Below are 21,549 nucleotides of genomic sequence, written 5' to 3' on the forward strand. Positions count from 1 at the left end.
GATGGTATGCGCTACGTTATGCGCTTAAAAGAGGGCTGTCTCCGTGCTTCAATCGACGACAAAACCTCAGCGAAAGTCTGTCAATACATCCATTGACGCTCAGCTGATCAAAGACGCCAAAGCGTCGGGTATCAATCTCTCGCGCGCCGCCGAGGCGGGTATTGCGAAGGCCATCGCGTCGGAAAAAACGCGTCGGTGGCAAGAGGAGAACTTTGAGGCGATTGTGAGCTCCAACGCCTATGTCGAGCGGAACGGGTTGCCATTGGCCACACGCCCGCTGTTTTGATGGGCCCGTTACGATCTCTATCGGAATGCCGGAGGCAGTGGTTACCTTGTCGATGTTCAGTCCGACCTTCTTGAGAGGCTGAACACGAGAGTCGTCATTCCGTTGATGCCGCCCGACACAGCCCCCGTTCCTGGCCGCCGGCTCTGCCTTGATGGCCACTGAATTGCCGGATGCCGAGGGAAATCTCTCCAAGCACCACGACGACATCGTCGCCGCGCTCGACATGCTGTTCCAAGGCTTCTGACCGGAGCCGACCGTTGCCGTCGGCTCAGCCCGCCGTCTTCGCCTGCCAAGCCTTGATCGCCTCGTCGAACACCTTCTCGCCGGGAATGCCTTTTTCCATCGTCAGCAACGCTCGTCGTCCGGTCTTGTAGACGACCGGCACGTCGATCCAGTCCTGTCCCCGAAGCAAGGTCAGATTGGCGTCCTCGTCGGCCTTGGTATCGTTGAGCGCGACGAGGAAGAAGCCGTCGGCGATCTTGGCCGGAATGCCGATCAGCGGGCTGCCGGCATCCTGCTCGGAACTCTTCATGGCCACGCGCAGGATGTTGTCGACGCCGCCGCCTTCGAAACCGTCGGGTGTCAGGAAGATCATCTCGATGATGTGGCTGGCCGGCAGCGTCTGGTCAGTGTTGCGGCGGATGGTCATGCGCAACTGGATGTCCTTGCCGGGAATGGTCGCCTCGGCGCGGATCGCCGGCTCAGGCGGCAGGTCGCCGCCGGGCGATTCCTGCACCAGCGACCAGACGATGTTGCCCGGCTCGGCCGAACCCTGCGCGGTGCTGGTGCGCTCCTCATAGAAGATCGCCTTCTGGCCGACCGGCAGAGAGGTTTGCGTCGGCGCACCGGCAGGCGAGGGCGGCGTGGCGGCGTTGTCAGCCGGCGCCGCGGGTGCGGTCCGATTGGCGGGTGGCGCCGCCGGCGCAGGGGGCGTGGTCCCGGCGGGCGCGCCTGCGGCCGGCGTGCCTCCTGCCGGAGCCGACAAGGCCGGGGTGGTCGTGGCTGAAGGCGGCGTCGTCAGCGCCGCGACGGACTCGCCCTCGCCCACGCCGCTCTGTCCGCCGGCCGGGCCAGGATCGACCTCGCTTCCTTGCGGTGTCAGTCTTTGAGTGAACTTCGGTGTCCCTTCGGGCTCGGCACCGCTAGCCGAAGGTGCCGGGGGCGTTGCCGCCGCATCGCTCGCCGGCTTGGCGGGTGTCGATTTGACCGGCTCGGTCGTCGCGACCTTGCTGCCGCCGCCCAGACCCAGCATCTTGCCGAAGGCATCCTTGTTCAGCCAGATGCCATAGCCGCCGCCGGCAATGACCAGCAACGCAACGGCAGCGGCAATCAGCCCGCCATAGCTGCGCTTGCGTTCAGCCGGACGCAAGCGCTGGAAAGTGTCGGCGGCCGCAGCCTCTTCGTCGCTCGCAAAGACATCGGCATGCTCGTCGTCCTGACCCACATCCATGCCAGGCTGAGCCCTGTCGTCGAACTCCGGGGCCGGCTGCACCGGTACGGGCTTTTGCCAGTTCGGCTCGACCTCGGCGGCGGGCGATGCAGGCCTGGAGATGTCGGGCTCCGGAGCGGGGGGCGGCGGCTTGTAGGGTTCAGCCTTCGAGGCAGGCGCTGCCGGCCAGGCCGGCTCCGCCTTTACCGGCTGTTTGGTATGGTTCGACTGGTTCTTGTTGCGATCGATGGAGGAAAATATGTGCTCCAGTTCGGCAAGCGGATCGGTCTCCGGCACGCTTTTGGCATATTCGCGCTCGAGCCTCGATATGGCGTCTTCCAGGCCGCGCTTCTGCCTTTCGGCTTCCGACGGCGAAAGCGGCGGCTCGCGCTCGGCAATCTTCTTTGCAATCGTCGAGCGCGCTTTGTCGTAGACTTTGGCCCGCAGCTCCGGCGTAGGATCGCCAAAATTGTTTATCGTATCCCTCAGAGCAGAAACGAAATCTTTCGCCATGCGTCAGTCGACCTGTATTGTGCTCCGGGCCGGCCTCCGCAAATCAGCCGCAACGCCCGGAAAGGCTTGAGAAACTAGTCTTGAAACGGATCGGTCACAAGTATCGTGTCGTCCCGTTCCGGGCTGGTGGAGAGGAGCGCGACCGGCGCGCCGATCAACTCCTCGATATGGCGGACATATTTGACGGCCTGGGCCGGAAGGTCGTTCCAGCTGCGCGCGCCGGCGGTGGTGCCTTTCCACCCCTCCAGCGTCTCGTAGATTGGCTCGACGCGGGCCTGCGCGCCCTGGCTGGCGGGTAGATAGTCGATCGTCTCGCCGTCGAGGCGGTAGCCGGTACAGACCTTGATCTCGTCCAGCCCGTCAAGCACATCGAGCTTGGTCAGGGCGATGCCCTTGATGCCGTTGACGGCGACGGCCTGGCGCACCAGCACCGCGTCGAACCAGCCGCAGCGGCGCTTGCGGCCGGTGACGACGCCGAATTCATGGCCGCGCGTGCCGAGGAATTCACCGATCTCGTTCTGCTGCTCGGTCGGGAACGGACCTTCGCCTACGCGCGTCGTATAGGCCTTGGTGATGCCAAGCACATAGCCAATGGCGCCCGGGCCCACGCCGGCACCGGCTGCCGCCTGGCCGGCGACGGTGTTGGACGAGGTGACAAACGGATAGGTGCCATGATCGATGTCGAGCAGCGTGCCTTGCGCGCCCTCGAACAGGATGCGCTCGCCGGCCCGGCGCTTGTCGTCGAGCACCTTCCAGACCCGGTCCATGTAGGGCAGGATTTCGCCGGCGACCGAGGTCAGCTCTTGCATGACCGCGTCATGCGTGGCTTCGGCATGGCCAAGGCCGCGACGCAGTGCATTGTGATGCGTCAACAGCCTGTCGACCTTCAAGGGTAGTGTTTCCAAATCCGCCAGATCCATCACCCGCACCGCGCGCCGGCCCACCTTGTCCTCATAGGCGGGGCCGATACCGCGGCGGGTCGTGCCAATCTTGGTTCCGGAATTTGAAGCGGCGTCCTCGCGGAAGCCGTCCAGTTCCCGGTGCAGGGACAGGATAAGCGCTGTGTTTTCGGCTATTTTCAGGCGCTCCGGCGTTACCTCGACGCCCTGCCCCTTGAGCTTCGCCACTTCGGCGACGAATGCGTGCGGATCGAAGACGACGCCATTGCCGATGATGGACAGCTTGCCCTGCCGCACGACGCCCGACGGCAACAGCGACAGCTTGTAGACCTTGCCGTCGACGACCAGCGTGTGGCCGGCATTGTGGCCGCCCTGGAAACGCACCACGACATCGGCGCGCTCCGACAGCCAGTCGACGATCTTGCCCTTGCCTTCGTCACCCCATTGCGAGCCGACGACCACCACATTGGCCATGTTTCTTTTCCTTCGAGGCGCCGCCGCGCGGCTTGGATACGGTTCGAAACGACAGGCCTCTATAACGTCAAGAGCAGGCCGATGCGACCTTTCTTTGCCGCCGAAAATGGGCTGAGGCACAACAATTTTCAGCTTTGACATCATTTACTTGTCCAGGCGCGGGCAATAGGCCGGCGGGCACGCCCCATTCACCTCTTCCCGCTGCGACCCGCCATGCACCGAAGCGCCTACATGTTCCTGCTGCTCACCACCTTGCTGTGGGGCGGCAACTCGGTGGCCGGCAAGCTGGCGGTCGATCACGTCTCACCGATGACGCTGGTCTTCCTGCGCTGGGTGTTGGCAGTAGCAATCCTGCTGCCGATCGGCTGGAATGCGCTGAAAAGAGATTGGCCCGTCGTGCGCAGGCACTGGTTCGTGCTCGCCGCGCTTGGCGCCAGCGGCTTCACCTTGTTCAACACTATTTTCTATACGGCGCTCAATTACACGACCGCGATCAACGTTTCGATCGAGCAGGCGGCGATGCCTATCCTGATCATCGTAGCCAATTTCATCTTCTTCCGCCTTCGCGTGAACTGGGCGCAGATCGCGGGCGTGGTGCTGACGATCTTCGGCGTCATCCTGACCGCCTGCCACGGCGATCCGCGCCGGCTGCTGACATTGGAACTCAATTTCGGCGACGCCATCATGCTGGTCGCGGTCATCCTCTACAGCGGCTATTCGGTCGGATTGCGGCTGAAGCCGGCCATGCAATGGCAGAGCCTGATGCTGGCCATGTCGCTCGCCGCGCTCGTCACCTCGCTGCCGTTCTTCCTATGGGAAATCGCGGCCGGCAAGGTCATCGTTCCCGACGCACGCGGCTGGGCGGTGATCGTCTATACTGCGATCGGCGCCTCGGTCGTCTCGCAGATATTCTACATCAGGGGCAATGAGCTGATCGGCGCCAACCGGGCCGGCCTGTTCATCAACCTGGTGCCGATCTTCGGCACCCTGCTATCGGTGCTGATCGTCGGCGAGACATTCCAGCTCTACCAGGCGTTGGCGCTCGTCCTTGTGCTGGGCGGCATCGCGCTTGCCGAATATAGCGGCCGCAAGGCAGCCATGCCGAGGCGCCAGTAAACTCGCTTCGCGCCCCGATCGTCAGCTTCAAGGAGAGCGTCGGCTCGCCCGGCAATTCGCAGGACTACTGCAATTCCTTGCGCACCGCCGCCACGTAGTCGGACGAGACTGCCGGGGCGGCGTTGCCCCAGCAGACAAGCCCTACACGCTGCCGACGTCGAACTGCAGCCGCTTGGCCGAATCGATCGATTTGTGCGCCCGCACCTGCTCCAGCACTTTTTCCGGAAACGGTGCGTCGAGATAGAGCAGCGCGATGGCATCGCCCCCCGGCCGGTTGCGGCCGAGCTGGAAGTTGGCGATGTTGACGCCGTTCTCGCCGCACACCGTGCCGAGCAGGCCGATAATGCCCGGCGCGTCGGCATTGGTCGTATAGAGCATGTGCTGGCCGACCTCGGCATCGAGATTGATGCCCTTGATCTGTATGAAGCGCGGCTTGCCGTCGGAAAAACAGGTGCCGGCGATCGAGCGCGTCATATGCTCGGTCTTGACCGTCAGCTTGATATAGCCGTCGAACACGCCCGATTTGTCGCGCTTGACCTCGGCGACGATGATGCCGCGCTCCTTCACCATGATTGGCGCCGACACCATGTTGACGTCGGCTACCTGCGGCCTGATCAGCCCGGCAAGGGCCGCGCTGATCAGCGCGCGCGTATTCATCGTCGCGGTCGAGCCGTCGAACAGGATTTCCACCTCCTTGATCGGGTCCTCGGTGACCTGGCCGACAAAGGCGCCAAGCACTTCGGCGAGCTTGACGAAGGGCTTGAGCCGCGGCGCTTCCTCCGCGGTGATCGACGGCATGTTGATGGCGTTGGAGACGGCGCCCTTGATCAGATAGTCGGCCATCTGTTCGGCGACCTGCAGCGCGACGTTCTCCTGTGCTTCCGCCGTCGAGGCACCGAGATGGGGGGTGGCCACCACATTCTCCATGCCGAACAATGCGTTCTGTTCGGCCGGCTCGGCCTCGAACACGTCGATGCCGGCGCCGGCCACCTTGCCGCTCTTCAGCGCCGCCACCAGGTCGGCTTCGACGACCAGCCCGCCACGGGCGCAGTTGATGATGCGCACGCCGTCCTTCATTTTGGCGATCGCGGCGGCATCGATGATGTTGCGCGTCTTGTCGGTCAACGGCGTGTGCAGCGTGATGAAGTCCGCGCGGGCGAAGAGCTCGTCCAGTTCAACCTTGTCGACGCCGAGTTCCTCGGCGCGTTTGTCCGACAGGAACGGATCGAAGGCGACGACATGCATCTTCAGGCCGACGCCGCGCGTGGCGACGATCGAGCCGATATTGCCGCAGCCGATGACGCCGAGCGTCTTGCCGGTGATCTCGACGCCCATGAAGCGGTTCTTTTCCCATTTGCCTGCATGCGTCGAGGCGTTGGCTTCCGGGATCTGGCGGGCGAGCGCGAAGATCATCGCTACCGCATGCTCGGCTGTCGTGATCGAATTGCCGAACGGCGTGTTCATCACGATAATGCCCTTGCGGCTGGCGGCCGGTATGTCGACATTGTCGACGCCGATACCGGCCCGGCCGACGACCTTGAGCCTGGTGGCGGCATTGATCAGCTTCTCGGTAACCTTGGTCGCCGAGCGGATGGCGAGGCCGTCATACTGGTCAATCACTTCAAGCAGCTTCTCCTTGTCCTTGCCGAGATCTGGAAGATAGTCGACCTCGACGCCGCGATCCCTAAAGATCTGAACAGCGGTGGTGGAAAGTTTATCCGAGACGAGAACGCGAGGCATGGGATTGGTCCTTGTTGCTTACCCCACCCGCCTTCGCTTCGCTCAGGCACCTTCTCCACGGGGGAGAAGGTCGGGCGCCGATCTTTCTCCCCTTGTGGGAGAAGGTGGCCGCGAAGCGGCCGGATGAGGGCTGTTCCAGAAAATAACTGTTGAGTTTCAGGCCGCCGCTTTCAGCGACGCCTTCTGGCCGGCGAAGGCCCAGTCGAGCCAGGGCAGCAGAGCTTCGAGATCGGAGGTCTCGACCGTTGCGCCGCACCAGATGCGCAGGCCAGGCGGCGCGTCGCGATAGGAACCGATGTCATAGGCGACACCTTCCTTGTCGAGCGCTGAAACCAGACCCTTGGCGAAGGCCGCCTGTGCGTCGGCGTCGAGTGCAGCGACTTGTCCGTGGGTGAAGGACAGGCAGACGGACGTGTTCGACCGCGTCGCCGGCTCTACGGCGAGATGGCCAAGCCAGGAGGATTTCGCGACGAAACGGTCGAGCACGGCCGCGTTGGCGTCGGCCCTGGCGACCAGCGCATCGAGGCCGCCGATCGATTTCGCCCAGCTGAGCGCGTCGAGATAGTCCTCGACGCACAGCATCGACGGCGTGTTGATGGTTTCGCCCTTGAAGATGCCTTCGATCAATTTGCCGCCCGAGGTCAGGCGGAAGATCTTCGGCAGCGGCCATGCAGGCTTATAGCTCTCCAGCCGCTCGACGGCGCGGGGCGACAGGATCAGCATGCCATGCGCGCCTTCGCCGCCCAGCACCTTCTGCCAGGAGAAGGTCACGACATCGAGTTTCTCGAAGTCGAGCTTCTGCGCGAAGGCGGCCGATGTCGCGTCGCAGATGGTCAGACCCTTGCGATCGGCCGGGATGAAATCGCCGTTCGGCACGCGCACGCCCGAGGTCGTGCCGTTCCAGGTGAAGACCACGTCGCGGTCGAAATCGATCTTGCCGAGATCCGGCAGTTCGCCGTAACCGGCCTCGAGCTTGCGCACATCGGCAAGCTTCAACTGCTTGACCACGTCGGTGATCCAGCCGGAGCCGAAACTCTCCCAGGCGACCATGTCGACGCCGCGCTCGCCCAGCAGCGACCAAAGCGCCATCTCGACGGCGCCTGTGTCGGACGCCGGCACGATGCCGATGCGGTAGTCGGCAGGAACCTGGAGAATTTCGCGCGTCAGCGCGATCGCCTGTTCGAGCTTGGTCTTGCCGATCTTGGCGCGATGGGAACGGCCGAGCGCGGCAGCTTTCAGCGCCTCGACCGACCAGCCGGGACGTTTCGCGCAGGGACCTGAGGAAAAATTGGGGTTTGCCGGACGGAATCCGGGCTTCGTATGCGTCGTCATCGTGGTCTATCCTTCCAGATAGTGGCCCCTCGTTGGGGAGGGGTGGCCCACGGACGGCGATATGCGCTCGGGCTTCGGGCGTCAAGGGGAAAGTTTTTGTCGCGGGCAGGATATCGGCGATCCGCGATCAGGATCTCGTGAGCTTCAAACGCAAACGGCGGACCGAAGAGATCCGCCGCCAGGGTTCATGTATGCCAGCCTACTACCAGAGATCGTAGCGTAGCCCGAGCTTAACCTGATGATTGCTGATTCCCTTGTGGACCGGAAACGAGGTCAGGCTCTCGGCCGTCACATATTCGGCGTCGGGCGCCGAGAAATACTGATAGCCGAGATCGACGGAAACATTCTTCGACACCTGATAGGCAAGGCCGGCATTCAGCGTGTAAGCGAAGGAATACTTGGTCTTGTCGTCACTCAGTCCGAAGTCGTCGGTTGGATCGCCATTGTCGGTGAAATAGCTCGCCGAGAGCTTGTGCGTGCTCCTGACGATGCCGATGCCGGCGCCGAGATAGGGTGTTATGCCGACATAGGTTCCAAGGTCGACATAGCCGTTGAGCATGCCTGAAAAGGCATAGTTCTTCAGGGACGCCGACGCCAGGGTCGCCTCTGCCGCGGTCGCTGAATCGTCATAGCCAATGCCGATCTTGTTGCCGGGCAGGTAACCCAGATTGAGATCGGCACGCAGATAATCGTTGAAGTGGTAGCCGAAGCCGATGCTGGCGAAGACCGGGTCTTCCTCGTTGTCGAAGCTCGCCGGCGTGAAGGCGAAATCCTCATTCTTGAAGCTCTTCTCTACCAGGTAGGAGACATCGCCGCGCAGATACCAGCCCGAGCCGACCTCGACCGGCACGTAGTCGGGCGCCTGGTCGACATAGACCGGGGGATCATAGTCGGCGGCCAGCGCAGGCGTCAGCGGCATGATGGCGAATGTGGCAAGCACCGGCGCCATACGCGATGTGAGTTTCATGATCCCCTGCTCCCGATTTCGGCGCCACCAGACGGCAGCCATCGTTTCAGGAAGCATTGTTAACCATAGTGGTTAAGTCGGGGTTAAGGCTAACAGAGCGTTAGCGAATGATTTTCGGGCAGCCAGACAAGCGAAAACCGCCCGGCTGATGCCGGGCGGTTTCGGACCGTTGGATGGTCGGATGTTACTTGGTGTAGATCGGCTCGGGTTCGGGCTGATAGGCCACCGTCGGCGCGGCGCAACCGTTGTTGCCGCCGAACTGGTACCGCAGGCCGCCGCGCACCTCATGCGTGTCGATGCCGCGGTCGAAGCCCGGCCCGGCGCTGCTGATATCCCACTCGAACATGCGGCCACCCTGGATGTGGCTGTAGCGATAGCCCGCGTCCAGGATCAGCTTGTCGGTCAGGCAGTAGGAAGCGCCGGCCATGAGCGCGTAGGCAAAGCGCCAGCTTTTCGCACCGGGGTTGAACTCGGTGGTGTTCGGGTCCCTGACATCGTCCCATCTGACATGCGCGCCGCCGATGCCGGCGCCGACATAGGGCGTGATGCCGTGATAAGTGCCGAGATCGACATAGGCGTTGGCCAGCAGCAGCAAGGCGCTCATTTTCGACACTTCGGTCGACGTCGAGAAAGCGTCCGAGGTTCCGCCGTCGAAGTTCGACTTGAACCAGTAATCGGCCGTCAAATCCGTACGAAAATGATCGTTGATCTTGTAGCCGACGCCGGCGCCGAGCGAGAAGCCGCCCTTGAGCTTGCCGAAATCGAAGCTCCTGTCGCCGGGAATGACGTTACAATTACAGGGATCGATGGTGTAGGTCGTGTAATCGATGCCGCGCACTTTCGACTTGTGGTAGTCGAGATCGCCGCGAATGTACCAGCCGCCGACATCGACTGGCTGCTCGTATACCGGCGGCGGCGCCTCTTCGACCACCGGCTCCGGAAGGTCGGCCGCGAACACCGGCCATGCCAGGCCCGCGAACAGCGCGGCGAACAGGGCCTTTCTTGCTGTATTGAACATGCTTGTCACCCCTAGAAACCCTCGGAACAGCGGTCGCGTCCGAATGAGATTGGCTTTCAGGCGTGGATAATGAATTGCAAAGGTTAAAAGGCATTTAACCCTGTCTATTAACCACGAATCTCGAGCATTTGAGGAATTCGGATGGTTCCACATGTCTCGAGCCAGTTTCGCAGGCAAACAAAAGCCCGCCGGACGGGCGGGCTTCTAAGCAATCAGAGCGGCGTCGGCCCTCCGAATGCACCTGAGATCAGGCGGCGCTGCGTGTTTCCGAGATGACCTCGACGATGTCGTTGACGACGGCCTCGACCAGCTGCGGGTCGTCGCCCTCGGCCATGACACGGATCAGCGGCTCGGTGCCGGACGGCCGGATGACGAGCCGCCCCGCCTTGCCGAGGCGTTGACGGGCGTTCTCGATCGCAGCCTTGACCGGAGCTTCCTCGAGCGGCTTGCCGCCGGCGATGCGGACGTTCTTGAGGAGTTGCGGCACCGGCTCGAACTTCTTCGACAATTCGCTGACCGGCCGGCCCTGCCGCTTGATGCAGGCCAGCACCTGCAGCGCCGAAACCAGGCCGTCGCCCGTGGTCGAGAAGTCCGACAGCACGATGTGGCCCGACTGCTCGCCGCCGACATTGAGCCCGTGCGCGCGCATATGCTCGACGACGTAGCGGTCGCCGACCTTGGTGCGGTGCAATTGCAGCTTCATGTCGCCGAGGAAGCGTTCGAGGCCGAGATTGGACATGACCGTCGAAACGACGCCACCGCCGGCAAGCCGCCCGCTCTGGTGCCAGGACTCGGCGATCATTGCCATGATCTGGTCGCCGTCGACGATCGCGCCGTTCTCGTCAACGATGACGACACGGTCGGCATCGCCGTCGAGCGCGATGCCGATGTCGGCGCGCACCTCGTGCACTTTCTTCTGCAGGCCTGCCGGATGGGTCGAGCCGCATTCCTTGTTGATGTTGAAGCCGTTGGGCTCGACATTGATGGCCACCACTTCGGCGCCCAGTTCCCAAAGCGCCTCGGGGGCAACCTTGTAGGCGGCGCCATTGGCGCAATCGACGACGATCCTCAAACCTGAAAGCGACATCGAACGCGGCAAGGTGCGCTTTGCAAACTCGATGTAGCGGTCATGCACGCCATCGACGCGCTTGGCGCGACCAAGTCCGTCGGAATCGGCGAGTGCCAGTTCGATATCCTTGTCCAGCATGCTCTCGATGCGCTCTTCGATCTCGTCGGAGAGCTTGTAGCCGTCGGGACCGAACAGCTTGATGCCATTGTCGTAATAAGGATTGTGCGAGGCCGAGATCATGACGCCGATATCGGCGCGCAGCGAACGCACCAACATGGCGACCGCCGGCGTCGGGATGGGGCCGAGCAGGAACACGTCCATGCCGGCGGCGCAGAGGCCCGCCACCATGGCGTTCTCGATCATGTAGCCGGAAAGTCTGGTGTCCTTGCCGAGCACCACACGGTGACGATGGCTGCCGCGCTGGAAGGACAGGCCGGCCGCCATGCCGACCCTCATCGCGATTTCCGCCGTCATTGGAAACTTGTTGGCGCGCCCGCGAATACCGTCCGTGCCGAAATAATTTCCTGCCATGCTAGTCAGTGTCCCCGGTGGTTCTTGCCCGGTACGTCATGCCATAATTGGCCGGCGCACTACGATCACATTTCGTGATTATCTGTTACCAATCCTTTAGAAAACCCTTGTTGTGCATTGCACAGAGACTGGCGCAACCTAGCGTGATGGCGCTGCCTCGCCACAATATACCATGCCTGTGGACCATTCGACATGGATTTACCCACAAATTCTTGTCTTCCAGCCGGCAACAGGCAACGATTTCATCACCTTGCCGGCAGAAGCCGGGTTTCGGCGATGTATACGCCACTTAGCATCTGGCGCAACCGACCGTTGAGCGTTATTGATTCGCTGGGACGTATAATGGGCTGCTGCAACGGAGAAACGCTATGCTCATCCACCGACTTGCCACTTTGACCGGCCTTGCGGTCGCGACGTTATTCCTGGCCGCGCCAGCCAACGCGCTGACGATGGCCGAGTGCAGCACGAAGTATAACGCGGCCAAGGACGCGGGGACACTTGCCGGCCAGACCTGGAACCAGTTCCGCAAGGCGCAGTGCGGCACTGATGCCGCCGCGACAGCCAAGCCCGACGCCAAGGCAGCGGACACCAAGGCGGCCGATACGAAGCCGGCCAAGGCGACCAAGGCTGCGGCCGCCGCCGACGACGGAGCCAAAGGCCTGACCGCAAAGGAATGCAGCACCAAGTACCAGGCGGCCAAGGCCGCCGGCACGCTCAACGGCATGAAGTGGAACGACTTCCGCAAGAGCGAATGCGCCACCGGCGCGTCCGCTGCCGCCGGCGCATCCGCTGCCGCCGCCACCAAACCGGCGACCACCAAGGCGGCGACCACGGCTGCGGCGACCGACAGCTCGGGCAAGGGCCTGAGCATGGCCGACTGCAGCAGCAAGTACCAGGCTGCCAAGACCGCCAATACGCTCAACGGCATGAAGTGGAACGACTTCCGGAAGGCCGAATGCGGCGCCAGCGCCTCGGACGATGACACCGTCCCGGCTCCAACAGAGGCGACCTACACCAAGGAGCCGGCAAAGCCGACTGTCGCTGCGCCGAAGGGCGTGAGTTTCCCGACCGCAATCTCGCCGAAATTCGCCACCGAAACCCCGGCCAAGGCCCGCATGCATACCTGCCTCCAGCAGTACTATGCCAACAAGGACGCCAACACGCTTGGCGGCTTGAAGTGGATCCAGAAGGGCGGCGGCTTCTACAGCCTGTGCAATGCCAAGCTGAAGAGCTGAGCGACAGCACTATTTGAGGAAAGTAAGGCCCGCGAGCCGCAGGGTTCGCGGGCTTTTTTGCCCGCAGCTTCAGCAGGAATCCCCGCTGACGAGAGGCGCGTTGCCGGCGACGCTGCAAACTCCCCTCGTGGGGGAGATGGCCGGCAGGCCAGAGGGGGGGCACGAAGGATCGTTGCCTGCTCCGGCCAGGTTGCCTCGCATTCACGAAAAGCTGGGCGAGGGTGGCTCGAGGAATCGTCGAACGGCAAGAGAGATCCTCCCCCGCAGCCCGGAAGGCCTAACTCGATTTGTCGGCGGACGCTGCCCCCGCTGAGCTGCCCGTCATCTTCCACAAAGTGGGAAGATTGGCTGCTGCCACGCCGGCTTCCGCCAATCGCCTAGCCAACCTTGCAGGCGCAGGCCACGGAGAAACTCAGCAGCCTGCCCCAAACAAAAACGCCGCGGTCGAACCGCGGCGTTTCTCAATTTGTTCTTGGCCGAGTTCAGCTCGACGGCTGCGGTTCCATGCCGCCCTCGGGCTCGGGACCCTTTTTGCGGCGGCCCGACTTCGGCACGGCCGAACCACGGCTCGGCGGCGTGTCGTCGCCGAGATCGCGCGCGGGCTTCTCGCCGGCGATCAGCTGCTTGATCTCGTCGCCCGACAGCGTCTCGTATTCGAGCAGGCCCTGCGCCAGCGCGATCCATTCCTTCTTCTTCTTAGTCAGCACCGACCTCGCGGTCGAATAGGCCTCGTCGATCAGGCGCCGCACCTCGGCGTCGATGATCTGCGCGGTTTCTTCCGAGATGTTCTGCGTGCGCGCCACCGAATGGCCGAGGAACACTTCCTCCTGGTTGTCGCCATAAGCGACATGGCCGAGCTTGTCGGAAAAGCCCCAGCGCGTGACCATGGCGCGCGCCAGCTTGGTCGCCTGCTCGATATCGGAGGAAGCGCCCGACGTGATGTTCTCCTTGCCGAACTTGAACTCCTCGGCGACGCGGCCGCCCATCATGATGGCAAGCCGTGAGATCATGTACTTGTAGCTCATCGAATAGCGGTCGCCTTCCGGCAACTGCATGACCATGCCGAGCGCGCGGCCGCGCGGAATGATTGTCGCCTTGTGCAGCGGATCGGCCGACGGCACGTTGAGCGCCAGTATGGCGTGACCGGCCTCGTGATAGGCGGTCAACTCCTTCTCGGCCTGGGTCATGGCCGAGGAGCGGCGCTCGGCGCCCATCATGATCTTGTCCTTGGCGTCCTCGAACTCGGCCATGGTCACGAGGCGCTTGTTACGCCGCGCCGCCATCAGGGCGGCCTCGTTGACGAGGTTCATCAGATCGGCGCCGGAGAAGCCCGGCGTGCCGCGGGAGACGACCTTGAGGTCGACATTGGGCGCCAGCGGCACGTTGCGCACATGCACTTTCAGGATCTTCTCGCGTCCGACGATGTCGGGGTTCGGCACCACCACCTGGCGGTCGAAACGGCCGGGCCTCAGCAGCGCCGGGTCGAGCACGTCGGGCCGGTTGGTGGCGGCGATCAGGATGATGCTTTCGTTGGACTCGAAGCCGTCCATCTCGACCAGCAGCTGATTCAGCGTCTGCTCGCGCTCATCATTACCGCCGCCGAGACCCGCGCCGCGGTGACGGCCGACCGCGTCGATTTCGTCGATGAAGATGATGCAGGGCGCGTTCTTCTTGGCCTGGTCGAACATGTCGCGCACGCGGCTGGCGCCGACGCCGACGAACATCTCGACGAAGTCCGAACCCGAAATGGTGAAGAACGGCACGTTTGCCTCGCCGGCGACCGAGCGGGCGAGCAGCGTCTTGCCGGTTCCCGGAGGGCCGACCAAGAGCACGCCGCGCGGGATCTTGCCGCCGAGCCGCTGGAATTTCTGCGGATCGCGCAGGAACTCGACGATCTCCTCCAGGTCTTCCTTGGCCTCGTCGACGCCGGCGACGTCCTGGAAGGTGACGCGGCCATGCGCCTCGGTCAGAAGCTTGGCCTTCGACTTGCCGAAGCCCATGGCACGACCGGAGCCGGACTGCATCTGGCGCATGAAGAATATCCATACGCCGAGGATCAGGATCATCGGCAGCCACGAGATCAGGTAGCCGAACAGCGAGTTTGAACCGTCGGTCTCCGGCCGCGCATTGATGGTGACGTTCTTGTCCTGCAGCCGCGAGACCAGCGACGGATCGCCGGGCGAATAGGTCTGGAAGCCGCTCGAATTGTCGGTGTAGGTGCCGGAGATGCGGGCGCCGGCGATGGTCACCGTCTTGACCCGGCCCGCCGCGACATCCTGCAGGAACTGCGAATAAGGTACATCGCTCGAAGCCCCACGCGTCTGCGGCGTCTGGAACAGATTGAAGAGGGCGATGAGCAGGACCGCTATGATCGCCCAGAGCGCGAGGTTGCGATAGTTCGGATTCATCAATTGTCCCGTTGGCGTCCGCGGGCGGACACGCGTCGTGAGAGGAAACTTGAGCCTAACATAGGGAGAGCGCCCCCCCTTGCCAAGCAGAACAGCACGTCTGGGTTAAGCTTTCGCCCATGACCGACCGGCGCTATGGCCGCTTGAAAGGCAGGGCGGGAGGCAACGGTGCGCCGATCAATTCGGCGACGACCCGCGCCGGCGCCAGGTCGAAGGACGGCAGGAAACGGACAAAAGGGGCGACGACGGCCTGTGCCGTGAACCCCGGCGACGCCTGCCCACCCTGAGGCAGGCCAGGGTTCTCAACGGCTTGCCGCGATGCCGGCTCGCAGGCCAGCGCGGCGCGCACGAGGCTGCGTGGCGTTTCGCCTTCCGCGATCGCCAGACGCTTCGCCGCCGCTGCCCCGAACGGCGCGATCAACAATGCACTGCCGCCGTCGTCCAACGTGATGTTCCGGCGGCCGTCCCAGAGCAGCCCGCCGGTGGCCGCGACCACACGCGGCAAGCCTCGCGTCTCGCGGCGCAGAAAGATGCCGGCGCGCCTGGAATCGACCACCGTCCGCGACAATGTGGCGCAAAGAAATCCAGCCTTCAGCCTACCGAACAGCGCCTCGCATCGCGCCTGGTCCGGCAGAAACGCAACGCCCCCGCTTGTGGCGAGGAGGATGCGCAGCGCATAGACGGCCGCCGGATCGTCGCCGGCCGAAAGCAGGGTCGGATCGAGGCGGACAAGACCCGGCGCCGGCTGGCTGGCGAAGCGCGCGATTAAATCCGCGGCGCGGATGCCAAGCCGGCTGCGCGCCTCGCTCTCGCGCGCCGCCAGCGTCAATGCGTCATCAATGCGCTGCGCACCGTCAGCGCCGGCCAGTGCCGCGCGCATGCGCGGTCGCTCGAAGGCCGCGTCGGCATTGGTCGGATCCTCGGCCCAGCCGACATGCTCGCGCCGCAGGAAGTTGCGCAAAGCCGCGCGCCGAATGCCAAGGAGCGGCCGCACGATCCATTCGTGCCAGTCGTGCAAGGTGACCGGCGCCATGCCGGCAAGGCCGCGCCCTTCCTCGCGGGCGCCCTTGCCTCGGACTAGCCGCATCAGCACCGTCTCGGCCTGGTCGTCCGCCGTATGACCGGTCACGATCAGACCGAGGCCTTCCTCCCGCGCCGCCTCGGCCAGCAGCCGGTAGCGAGCCTCCCGCGCGGCGGCCGGCAGCCCGGTCGACGGCTTGCGTCCGGACCAGGCGACGATGCGGTGCGCGATGGCGTGCGCGGCGCAAAGCCTGGCCACCGCTTCCGCTTCGGCCGCCGCGCCCTGCCGCAAACCGTGGTCGATCGTCACCGCCAGCAGCTTCGCGGACGGCGCGGTTCGGTCGAGATGTCGTTTGAGAAGGAGAAGTAGGGCGGTCGAGTCGCTGCCGCCGGATACGGCCGCAACGGCGCCGCTGGTAAAGTCGATGTGCGAAAAAAGGTCTTTCGAAAGATCAGGCTCGGTGTCGAGCATCAATGCATGTCGCCCGAACACGGCTCCGAGGGCAAGGCAACGGCAGGCAGGAGAAGGGCTAGCACGCCGCCAGGGCCTTTTCCTGCTTCACGCGCTCCTTGAGCGTGTTGGAAATGTCGGGGTAGCGCTTGCCGACCTCGCTGAAGGTGGCGCAGGCCACGTCGTGCTGCTTCAGGCCGACCAGCGACACGCCGAGCTTCAGCAGCATGTCGGGGGCCTTCTTGGCCTTGGGATAGTCCTTGCTGGCGGCGAGGAAGACCTCCGCGGCATCGCGGTATTTCTGCTGGCCAAGCAGCGATTCGCCCAGCCAATAGTGCGCATCCGCCGTTTTCGCGTCACGGGGAAAACGCGCGATGTGGTCGCGAAAACCCTGTTCGGCGGTGCCGTAGTCGCCCGAAAGGATGAACTGGTAGGAGTTGCGGTAGAGCTCCTCGGGATCGTTCGTGGAAGGCAGCGCCGCAACCACCGTGCCGTCGGACTTGCCGCTCTTGGCCGGAGCGCCGATGGCTGGAGCGACATCCTGCGCCGGTGCGGTCGCCTGCGTGCTGCCGCCGGCATCGACCACATTGCCGTTCTTGTCGACGGTGATGCTGCCGAAGGTCTTTTCGGGCGCTCCCGTTCCGGGGATAACCTTGCCCGGATCACCGTCAGAGGATTCGACGATGACGTCCTCGACGCTCTGGCCGCCGCCAGCCGACTGGCCGGCCGCTGCCCGATTGTCGGCCTTCGCGGGCGGTTGCGTGGCCGGCGCCTCGGCCACGCTGTCATCGCTGTCGGCGGGCGCGGCCTGTGACTTCTTCTGCCCGGCCGGCTGCTGCGCACCCTGCGTACCGCCTTCGAGCTGCTGGAAGCGGAACTCGTTGTCTTCCTGCTGTTTGCGGATCTGCTCCTGCATTTGCAGGATCTGGAAGTTCAGTTCCTCGATCTTGCCGTTCATCTGGCGCAGTTGGTCCTCGAGCCCGGTGGCGCCTGTGCCAGTCGACTGCTGCGCGAACTGAACCTGGTCCGACTTCTTCTTTTCGCCGAAAACGCCAGGCAACTCGATGCTGGGCAGATGGAACGAGAAGCCGCTGTCGGCTGGCTGTCCCGTGCCATCAGTCCCTAAGCCACCCGCCATCGCGGTGACGCCTGAAAGGAGCAGCAGCGCAAGCGTGCCGCTCAGAACTGATCTCAAATGCATATGCCTCTCGCCGTGTCGTTAGCTTGTTCGCGCCTTCCAATCGGTATGGGACCAGCCAAGCGCCCTCGGCTCATAGCAGGACGCGAGACTTCGGCCAAATTTTGTTTGAAGGGACCAAACATGAAAAAGGCGGCCTTTCAGCCGCCTTTCGCAAACCTGTGTTGCATTTTTGTCGTCGTGTTTTTCGCGCGTCGCTCGACGCGCGAAAAATGTCAGGAACCGGCGCCGCTGAGCGTGGTGACCGCGCGGCGGTTCTGCGACCAGCAGGAGATGTCGTCGCAAACCGCGACCGGCCGTTCCTTGCCGTAGGAAATGGTCTTCAGGCGGTTGGCGGAGACGCCCTTGGAGACCAGGAAGTCGCGCGTGGCGGCGGCGCGGCGGGCACCGAGCGCCAAATTGTATTCGCGCGTGCCGCGTTCGTCGGCATGGCCTTCAACGACGATCGCATACTGCTTGTACTGGTTCAGCCACTGCGCCTGGCGCGACAGCGTCGTCTGGGCGTCGGCGCGGATCGAGGAGGAGTCCGTGTCGAAGAAGATGCGGTCGCCGATATTGACGGTGAAGTCCTGCGCCGATCCGGGCGTTGCGGCACCGGCGCCGTTGAGGCCGAGATCGGCGGCGCTGTTGGGCGTCTTCTTCGAAGCGCAACCGGCAATGGCGAGCATCGCCACCAGCGCGATCATGACGGGATTTCTGGTAAGTGCTGCGATACGGCTCATGCCGCCTCTCCTTCGCATTCGAGTGATTTCGTTGATCACCCAGTAACCACGTTTGGGTTAACCGGCATTCAAGAAACACGGTTAAAATTTGGTTTAGGCTGCCGTCCGCAGCCCTTTGATCCGGGCCACAGTTGGCGCGGACCCTAGGCGGAAATGCGGCCAAAACGCGACAAAGAGGTGGAAATGGAGAATTGAGGAATTGAAGAAATGAGGAAAAGGGTCATTTCAACTTCTTCCTGAGATTCACCAGCATTCCATAGATATGGACATAGGATTGCAGCCATTCATCGCGCTGCGCGTGGGTGATGTAGCCAAGGTCGAACGCATACGAAGTCCACGTCTCTACTTCGCTGCATGATCCCATGGCCATCGAAATGAAACGCGCAAATTCGGGCCTGGAATGGGTCTGTTTGGCAAATCCTTCAGCCAGATTGGCACAGATCGCCTTGCTGGATCGCCGCATTTGGTCAGCCAACGCGTATTGTTTTTCGGAAAAACAAGCGTGGCCTTGTGGACGTCGAGGGAAACCCCGTAAGCGTGCCTATAGACATCCAAATCCTTCGCGCGCTTGATGTAGCCCGCTTCTCTCTCCATCCCTCAATTCTTCATTTCTTCATTTCTCCAATTCCTCTCACTCCAGCAGCGGCGACCAGGCCGGATCGGAGGCAAAGTTCGCGGTCGGGATCGACTGCTCGTTGCGGCCGGTGAGATCGACAGAAACCAGTTTCGGGCCGCCGGCGGAATCGCGGAAGAACATCAGCACGCGGCCGTTCGGCGCCCAGGTCGGTCCTTCCTGCTGGAAGCCGGATGACAGGATGCGCTCGCCCGAACCGTCGGTCTTCATAACGCCGATCTGGAATTCGCCGCCGGTCTGCTTGGTGAAGGCGATGAGATCGCCGCGCGGCGACCACACCGGCGTCGAATAGACCCCGTCGCCGAAGGAGATGCGGGTCTGGCCCGAACCGTCGGCGCCCATCACATAGATCTGCGCGCGGCCGCCGCGGTCGGAGGTGAACACCACCTTGCTGCCGTCGGGCGAATAGGAAGGCGAAGTGTCGATGGCGGTCGAGTTGGTGAGCCGGGTCGTCGAGCGGCTCCTGAGGTCCATGGCGAAGATGTTGGAATTGCCGTCGTCGCGCAGCAGGCTCATGATCACCTTCTGGCCATCCGGCGAAAAGCGCGGCGCAAACGTCATGCCCGGAAAATTGCCGACCAGTTCGCGCTGGCCGGTCTCGATCTGCAGGAGATACACCCGCGGCTGGCCGCTCTCATAGGACATGTAGGTGATTTCCTGCCGGTTCGGCGAGAAGCGCGGCGTCAAGACGATCGCCCTGCCGTCCGAGAGATAGCGCACATTGGCGCCGTCCTGGTCCATGATGGCGAGGCGCTTCTTGCGCGCATTCTTGGCGCCGGACTCGTCGATGAAAACGACGCGCGTGTCGAAATAGCCCTTCTCGCCGGTCAGCCGCTCGTAGATGGCGTCGGCGATGATGTGAGCGACGCGTCGCTGATTGGCGTCGTTGGCGAAGAATTGTTCGCCCGACATCTGCTGTCCCGCGAACGTGTCCCACAGCCGATACTGCGCGCGGATGCGCCCGTCGGCCTCCTTGCTGACGCTGCCGGTGACCAGAGCCTGGGCATTGATCACCTTCCAGTCGTCGAAGCGAGGCGCTGCGTCAGGATTGGCGATCTTCTCGATGAAGGCGCTTTTGTCGATCGGTGCGAACAGGCCCGAGCGCTTCAGGTCGGCGGTGACGATGCCGGAAATCTGCGCGCCAAGCCCATCGCCCGACTGGAAATCGGTGATAGCGATCGGCAGCGGCTCGACATTGCCCTTGTTGACGTTGATCTCGACGAGCGCCCACGCAGGCATGACGGCGCCGGCCATCGAGCCCAGCGCCATTGTCGCGACCATCAGGAGCGGCTTGAGGATGAATTTCATGTCTTCTCGCTTCTCTTCACTGATTCTGCGGAGGGCAGGCCTCAAAGGCCAAGCATTTCCCTCGGATCGAAAGTGACACGGACCTGGGCCCAGATGTCCTGTTTGCCCGCCGGAACCCGAAGGCCGGCCATGTTGCATTTCTGAACCGCACGCACGGCGCTTTCATCGAATTGGCGATTCCCGCTCGATTTCTCGACGGTGGGCCGGCCATCCAGCTTGCCCGAGGGGTCGAGGTTGAACATGACCACGGCGACGAAATTCTCCGAGCCCTCCAGCCCCGCCGGCAATGTCCAGCAACCGCCAAGCTGATCCGACAGGGCGCCCAGTTCTGATCTCGACAGCTTCTGGCCCTGGTCCTTCTCGCCGCCGAGCGAAGCCTGCTGTGTCGAACGCTTGGCGCCGCCGCCGGAGGGCTTCTGCTTGTCCAGCAGGGCCGAGATCTCGTCGGAATTGAACTGCTTGTCCTCCGATTTCGGCTTGGATGAAGCCTCCTTGACCGGTTTGTCGGCGTCCTTGCGCTCCGGCGCCTTGGCGCTTTCGGCCTGTGCCGGCTGCGGCTTCGGCCGCGCCTGAGGCGCGGGCGCGGAGTCCGGCAGTTGGGCATCGTCAGGCTGGTCCTTGGCGATCGCCTGGGCGACCGCGTCCGGCTTCACCTCGGGCGTCGGCTCGATGGCCGCGGTCTTGTCCTGTGGCGGTGCGGGCGTCGGCTCCTTGGCCGGCGCCGGCTTCGGCTCGGTCTGCTTGACCGGCTCGGGCTTGACCTCTTCCTTGGGCTGCGGCGCGGGAGCCACTTCCGTGGCCGGCGTCGGCTTGGGCTTTTCCTGCGGCTTCGGTACGTCCTCGGTCTTCGGCTTTTCGATCGGCGTTGGCGCCGGCGGCGGAGCCGACGTCATGTCGACCGGCTTCGGCTTGGCCTCGGGCGTTATCGGCTTGTCGGTATCGACGCTGTTCTCGCCGACCTTCTGCGCATCCGGCACCACATCGGGACGCTGCGTGGGCAAGGGCGCCGGCTTTTCATGCACCACCGATTTCTTGTCGCCCTGCAGCACCTGGGCAGTGGCTTCGATCGGCACGATGTCGACAGCGACCGACTCGACGTCGGCCGACGGAAGCGCGGCCGGTGCCGACAGCGTGAACAGGCCGAAGCCAATCAGCGCCGCATGCATGATCACCGATGTGGTGAGGCCGGTCCTCATAGT

General features: G+C 63.5%; 17 protein-coding genes and 1 pseudogene. 4 read left to right on the top strand and 14 right to left on the bottom strand.

The features are described from left to right. Positions 1 to 43 precede the first annotated feature (43 nt). Positions 44 to 286 (top strand): type II toxin-antitoxin system CcdA family antitoxin, encoded by a 243-nt coding sequence (locus LB547_RS18345; protein ID WP_140580085.1) that lies wholly within the window; start codon positions 44 to 46, stop codon positions 284 to 286. Positions 287 to 352: 66 nt separating this feature from the next. After that, positions 353 to 448 (top strand): annotated as a pseudogene (locus LB547_RS32510) (hypothetical protein); the annotation flags it as partial. A 106-nt stretch (positions 449 to 554) separates the two neighbouring features. Here LB547_RS32510 and LB547_RS18355 read toward each other — a convergent pair. Continuing rightward, on the bottom strand, positions 555 to 2,228 hold the full coding sequence (locus LB547_RS18355) for a hypothetical protein (RefSeq protein WP_140759253.1): 1,674 nt from the start codon (positions 2,226 to 2,228) through the stop codon (positions 555 to 557). Positions 2,229 to 2,302: 74 nt separating this feature from the next. Continuing rightward, on the bottom strand, positions 2,303 to 3,601 hold the full coding sequence (locus tag LB547_RS18360; protein WP_140493285.1) for an adenylosuccinate synthase: 1,299 nt from the start codon (positions 3,599 to 3,601) through the stop codon (positions 2,303 to 2,305). A gap of 213 nt (positions 3,602 to 3,814) precedes the next feature. On the opposite strand from LB547_RS18360, the gene LB547_RS18365 reads away from it, so the two are divergent. Then, positions 3,815 to 4,717, top strand: coding sequence for a DMT family transporter (locus LB547_RS18365; RefSeq protein ID WP_140670716.1), 903 nt, complete (start codon positions 3,815 to 3,817; stop codon positions 4,715 to 4,717). 141 nt (positions 4,718 to 4,858) lie between these two features. On the opposite strand, the gene serA is transcribed toward LB547_RS18365, so the two are convergent. The 5 genes from serA to glmM all read right to left on the bottom strand — a co-directional run bounded on the left by serA (position 4,859) and on the right by glmM (position 11,374). Further along, positions 4,859 to 6,457 (bottom strand): phosphoglycerate dehydrogenase, encoded by a 1,599-nt coding sequence (gene serA, locus LB547_RS18370; RefSeq protein ID WP_140554925.1) that lies wholly within the window; start codon positions 6,455 to 6,457, stop codon positions 4,859 to 4,861. A gap of 156 nt (positions 6,458 to 6,613) precedes the next feature. Beyond that, a complete protein-coding gene (locus tag LB547_RS18375; RefSeq protein WP_140627997.1) occupies positions 6,614 to 7,789 on the bottom strand; it encodes a phosphoserine transaminase in 1,176 nt (391 codons plus the stop codon). 202 nt (positions 7,790 to 7,991) lie between these two features. Continuing rightward, the gene (locus LB547_RS18380; protein ID WP_140493272.1) at positions 7,992 to 8,756 is read right to left on the bottom strand and encodes an outer membrane protein; all 765 of its coding nucleotides are present in this window, start codon (positions 8,754 to 8,756) and stop codon (positions 7,992 to 7,994) included. A gap of 184 nt (positions 8,757 to 8,940) precedes the next feature. Then, positions 8,941 to 9,774 carry an outer membrane protein gene (locus tag LB547_RS18385; protein ID WP_140493269.1) on the bottom strand — a complete coding sequence of 278 codons (834 nt, stop codon included), beginning with the start codon at positions 9,772 to 9,774 and terminating at the stop codon, positions 8,941 to 8,943. A gap of 247 nt (positions 9,775 to 10,021) precedes the next feature. Next, positions 10,022 to 11,374 (bottom strand): phosphoglucosamine mutase, encoded by a 1,353-nt coding sequence (glmM, locus tag LB547_RS18390; protein ID WP_140554924.1) that lies wholly within the window; start codon positions 11,372 to 11,374, stop codon positions 10,022 to 10,024. Between the two features lie 368 nt (positions 11,375 to 11,742). On the opposite strand from glmM, the gene LB547_RS18395 reads away from it, so the two are divergent. Further along, complete coding sequence (locus LB547_RS18395; protein ID WP_140493263.1) at positions 11,743 to 12,609, top strand: hypothetical protein; 867 nt, start codon at positions 11,743 to 11,745, stop codon at positions 12,607 to 12,609. A gap of 482 nt (positions 12,610 to 13,091) precedes the next feature. Here LB547_RS18395 and ftsH read toward each other — a convergent pair whose 3' ends face one another. From ftsH to LB547_RS18430, 7 genes are all read right to left on the bottom strand, one after another. Next, the gene (gene ftsH / locus LB547_RS18400; protein WP_140493260.1) at positions 13,092 to 15,017 is read right to left on the bottom strand and encodes an ATP-dependent zinc metalloprotease FtsH; all 1,926 of its coding nucleotides are present in this window, start codon (positions 15,015 to 15,017) and stop codon (positions 13,092 to 13,094) included. A gap of 133 nt (positions 15,018 to 15,150) precedes the next feature. Beyond that, positions 15,151 to 16,509, bottom strand: coding sequence for a tRNA lysidine(34) synthetase TilS (gene tilS, locus LB547_RS18405; protein ID WP_140554970.1), 1,359 nt, complete (start codon positions 16,507 to 16,509; stop codon positions 15,151 to 15,153). Between the two features lie 58 nt (positions 16,510 to 16,567). Further along, complete coding sequence (gene ybgF, locus LB547_RS18410) at positions 16,568 to 17,689, bottom strand: tol-pal system protein YbgF (protein WP_140554923.1); 1,122 nt, start codon at positions 17,687 to 17,689, stop codon at positions 16,568 to 16,570. Between the two features lie 212 nt (positions 17,690 to 17,901). Next, positions 17,902 to 18,408 carry a peptidoglycan-associated lipoprotein Pal gene (gene pal / locus LB547_RS18415; protein ID WP_140493251.1) on the bottom strand — a complete coding sequence of 169 codons (507 nt, stop codon included), beginning with the start codon at positions 18,406 to 18,408 and terminating at the stop codon, positions 17,902 to 17,904. Between the two features lie 220 nt (positions 18,409 to 18,628). After that, positions 18,629 to 18,871 (bottom strand): four helix bundle protein, encoded by a 243-nt coding sequence (locus LB547_RS18420; RefSeq protein ID WP_263483330.1) that lies wholly within the window; start codon positions 18,869 to 18,871, stop codon positions 18,629 to 18,631. Positions 18,872 to 19,039: 168 nt separating this feature from the next. Next, on the bottom strand, positions 19,040 to 20,350 hold the full coding sequence (gene tolB / locus LB547_RS18425) for a Tol-Pal system beta propeller repeat protein TolB (protein ID WP_140493245.1): 1,311 nt from the start codon (positions 20,348 to 20,350) through the stop codon (positions 19,040 to 19,042). A gap of 41 nt (positions 20,351 to 20,391) precedes the next feature. Beyond that, on the bottom strand, positions 20,392 to 21,546 hold the full coding sequence (locus LB547_RS18430) for an energy transducer TonB (protein WP_140759251.1): 1,155 nt from the start codon (positions 21,544 to 21,546) through the stop codon (positions 20,392 to 20,394). Positions 21,547 to 21,549: the final 3 nt, after the last annotated feature.

It is taken from the genome of Mesorhizobium sp. B264B1B, from assembly GCF_020165765.1.
Lineage (GTDB): Bacteria > Pseudomonadota > Alphaproteobacteria > Rhizobiales > Rhizobiaceae > Mesorhizobium.

Excerpts from the sequence above, each read along its gene's own strand:
- pal (WP_140493251.1), bottom strand. The coding sequence starts at position 18,408 with ATGAGCCGTATCGCAGCACTTACCAGAAATCCCGTCATGATCGCGCTG.
- LB547_RS18430 (WP_140759251.1), bottom strand. The coding sequence starts at position 21,546 with ATGAGGACCGGCCTCACCACATCGGTGATCATGCATGCGGCGCTGATT.
- ybgF (WP_140554923.1), bottom strand. The coding sequence starts at position 17,689 with ATGCATTTGAGATCAGTTCTGAGCGGCACGCTTGCGCTGCTGCTCCTT.
- LB547_RS18365 (WP_140670716.1), top strand. The coding sequence starts at position 3,815 with ATGCACCGAAGCGCCTACATGTTCCTGCTGCTCACCACCTTGCTGTGG.
- tilS (WP_140554970.1), bottom strand. The coding sequence starts at position 16,509 with ATGCTCGACACCGAGCCTGATCTTTCGAAAGACCTTTTTTCGCACATC.
- tolB (WP_140493245.1), bottom strand. The coding sequence starts at position 20,350 with ATGAAATTCATCCTCAAGCCGCTCCTGATGGTCGCGACAATGGCGCTG.
- LB547_RS18395 (WP_140493263.1), top strand. The coding sequence starts at position 11,743 with ATGCTCATCCACCGACTTGCCACTTTGACCGGCCTTGCGGTCGCGACG.
- LB547_RS18375 (WP_140627997.1), bottom strand. The coding sequence starts at position 7,789 with ATGACGACGCATACGAAGCCCGGATTCCGTCCGGCAAACCCCAATTTT.
- serA (WP_140554925.1), bottom strand. The coding sequence starts at position 6,457 with ATGCCTCGCGTTCTCGTCTCGGATAAACTTTCCACCACCGCTGTTCAG.
- LB547_RS18420 (WP_263483330.1), bottom strand. The coding sequence starts at position 18,871 with ATGCGGCGATCCAGCAAGGCGATCTGTGCCAATCTGGCTGAAGGATTT.
- LB547_RS18355 (WP_140759253.1), bottom strand. The coding sequence starts at position 2,228 with ATGGCGAAAGATTTCGTTTCTGCTCTGAGGGATACGATAAACAATTTT.
- LB547_RS18385 (WP_140493269.1), bottom strand. The coding sequence starts at position 9,774 with ATGTTCAATACAGCAAGAAAGGCCCTGTTCGCCGCGCTGTTCGCGGGC.
- ftsH (WP_140493260.1), bottom strand. The coding sequence starts at position 15,017 with ATGAATCCGAACTATCGCAACCTCGCGCTCTGGGCGATCATAGCGGTC.
- LB547_RS18360 (WP_140493285.1), bottom strand. The coding sequence starts at position 3,601 with ATGGCCAATGTGGTGGTCGTCGGCTCGCAATGGGGTGACGAAGGCAAG.
- LB547_RS18380 (WP_140493272.1), bottom strand. The coding sequence starts at position 8,756 with ATGAAACTCACATCGCGTATGGCGCCGGTGCTTGCCACATTCGCCATC.
- glmM (WP_140554924.1), bottom strand. The coding sequence starts at position 11,374 with ATGGCAGGAAATTATTTCGGCACGGACGGTATTCGCGGGCGCGCCAAC.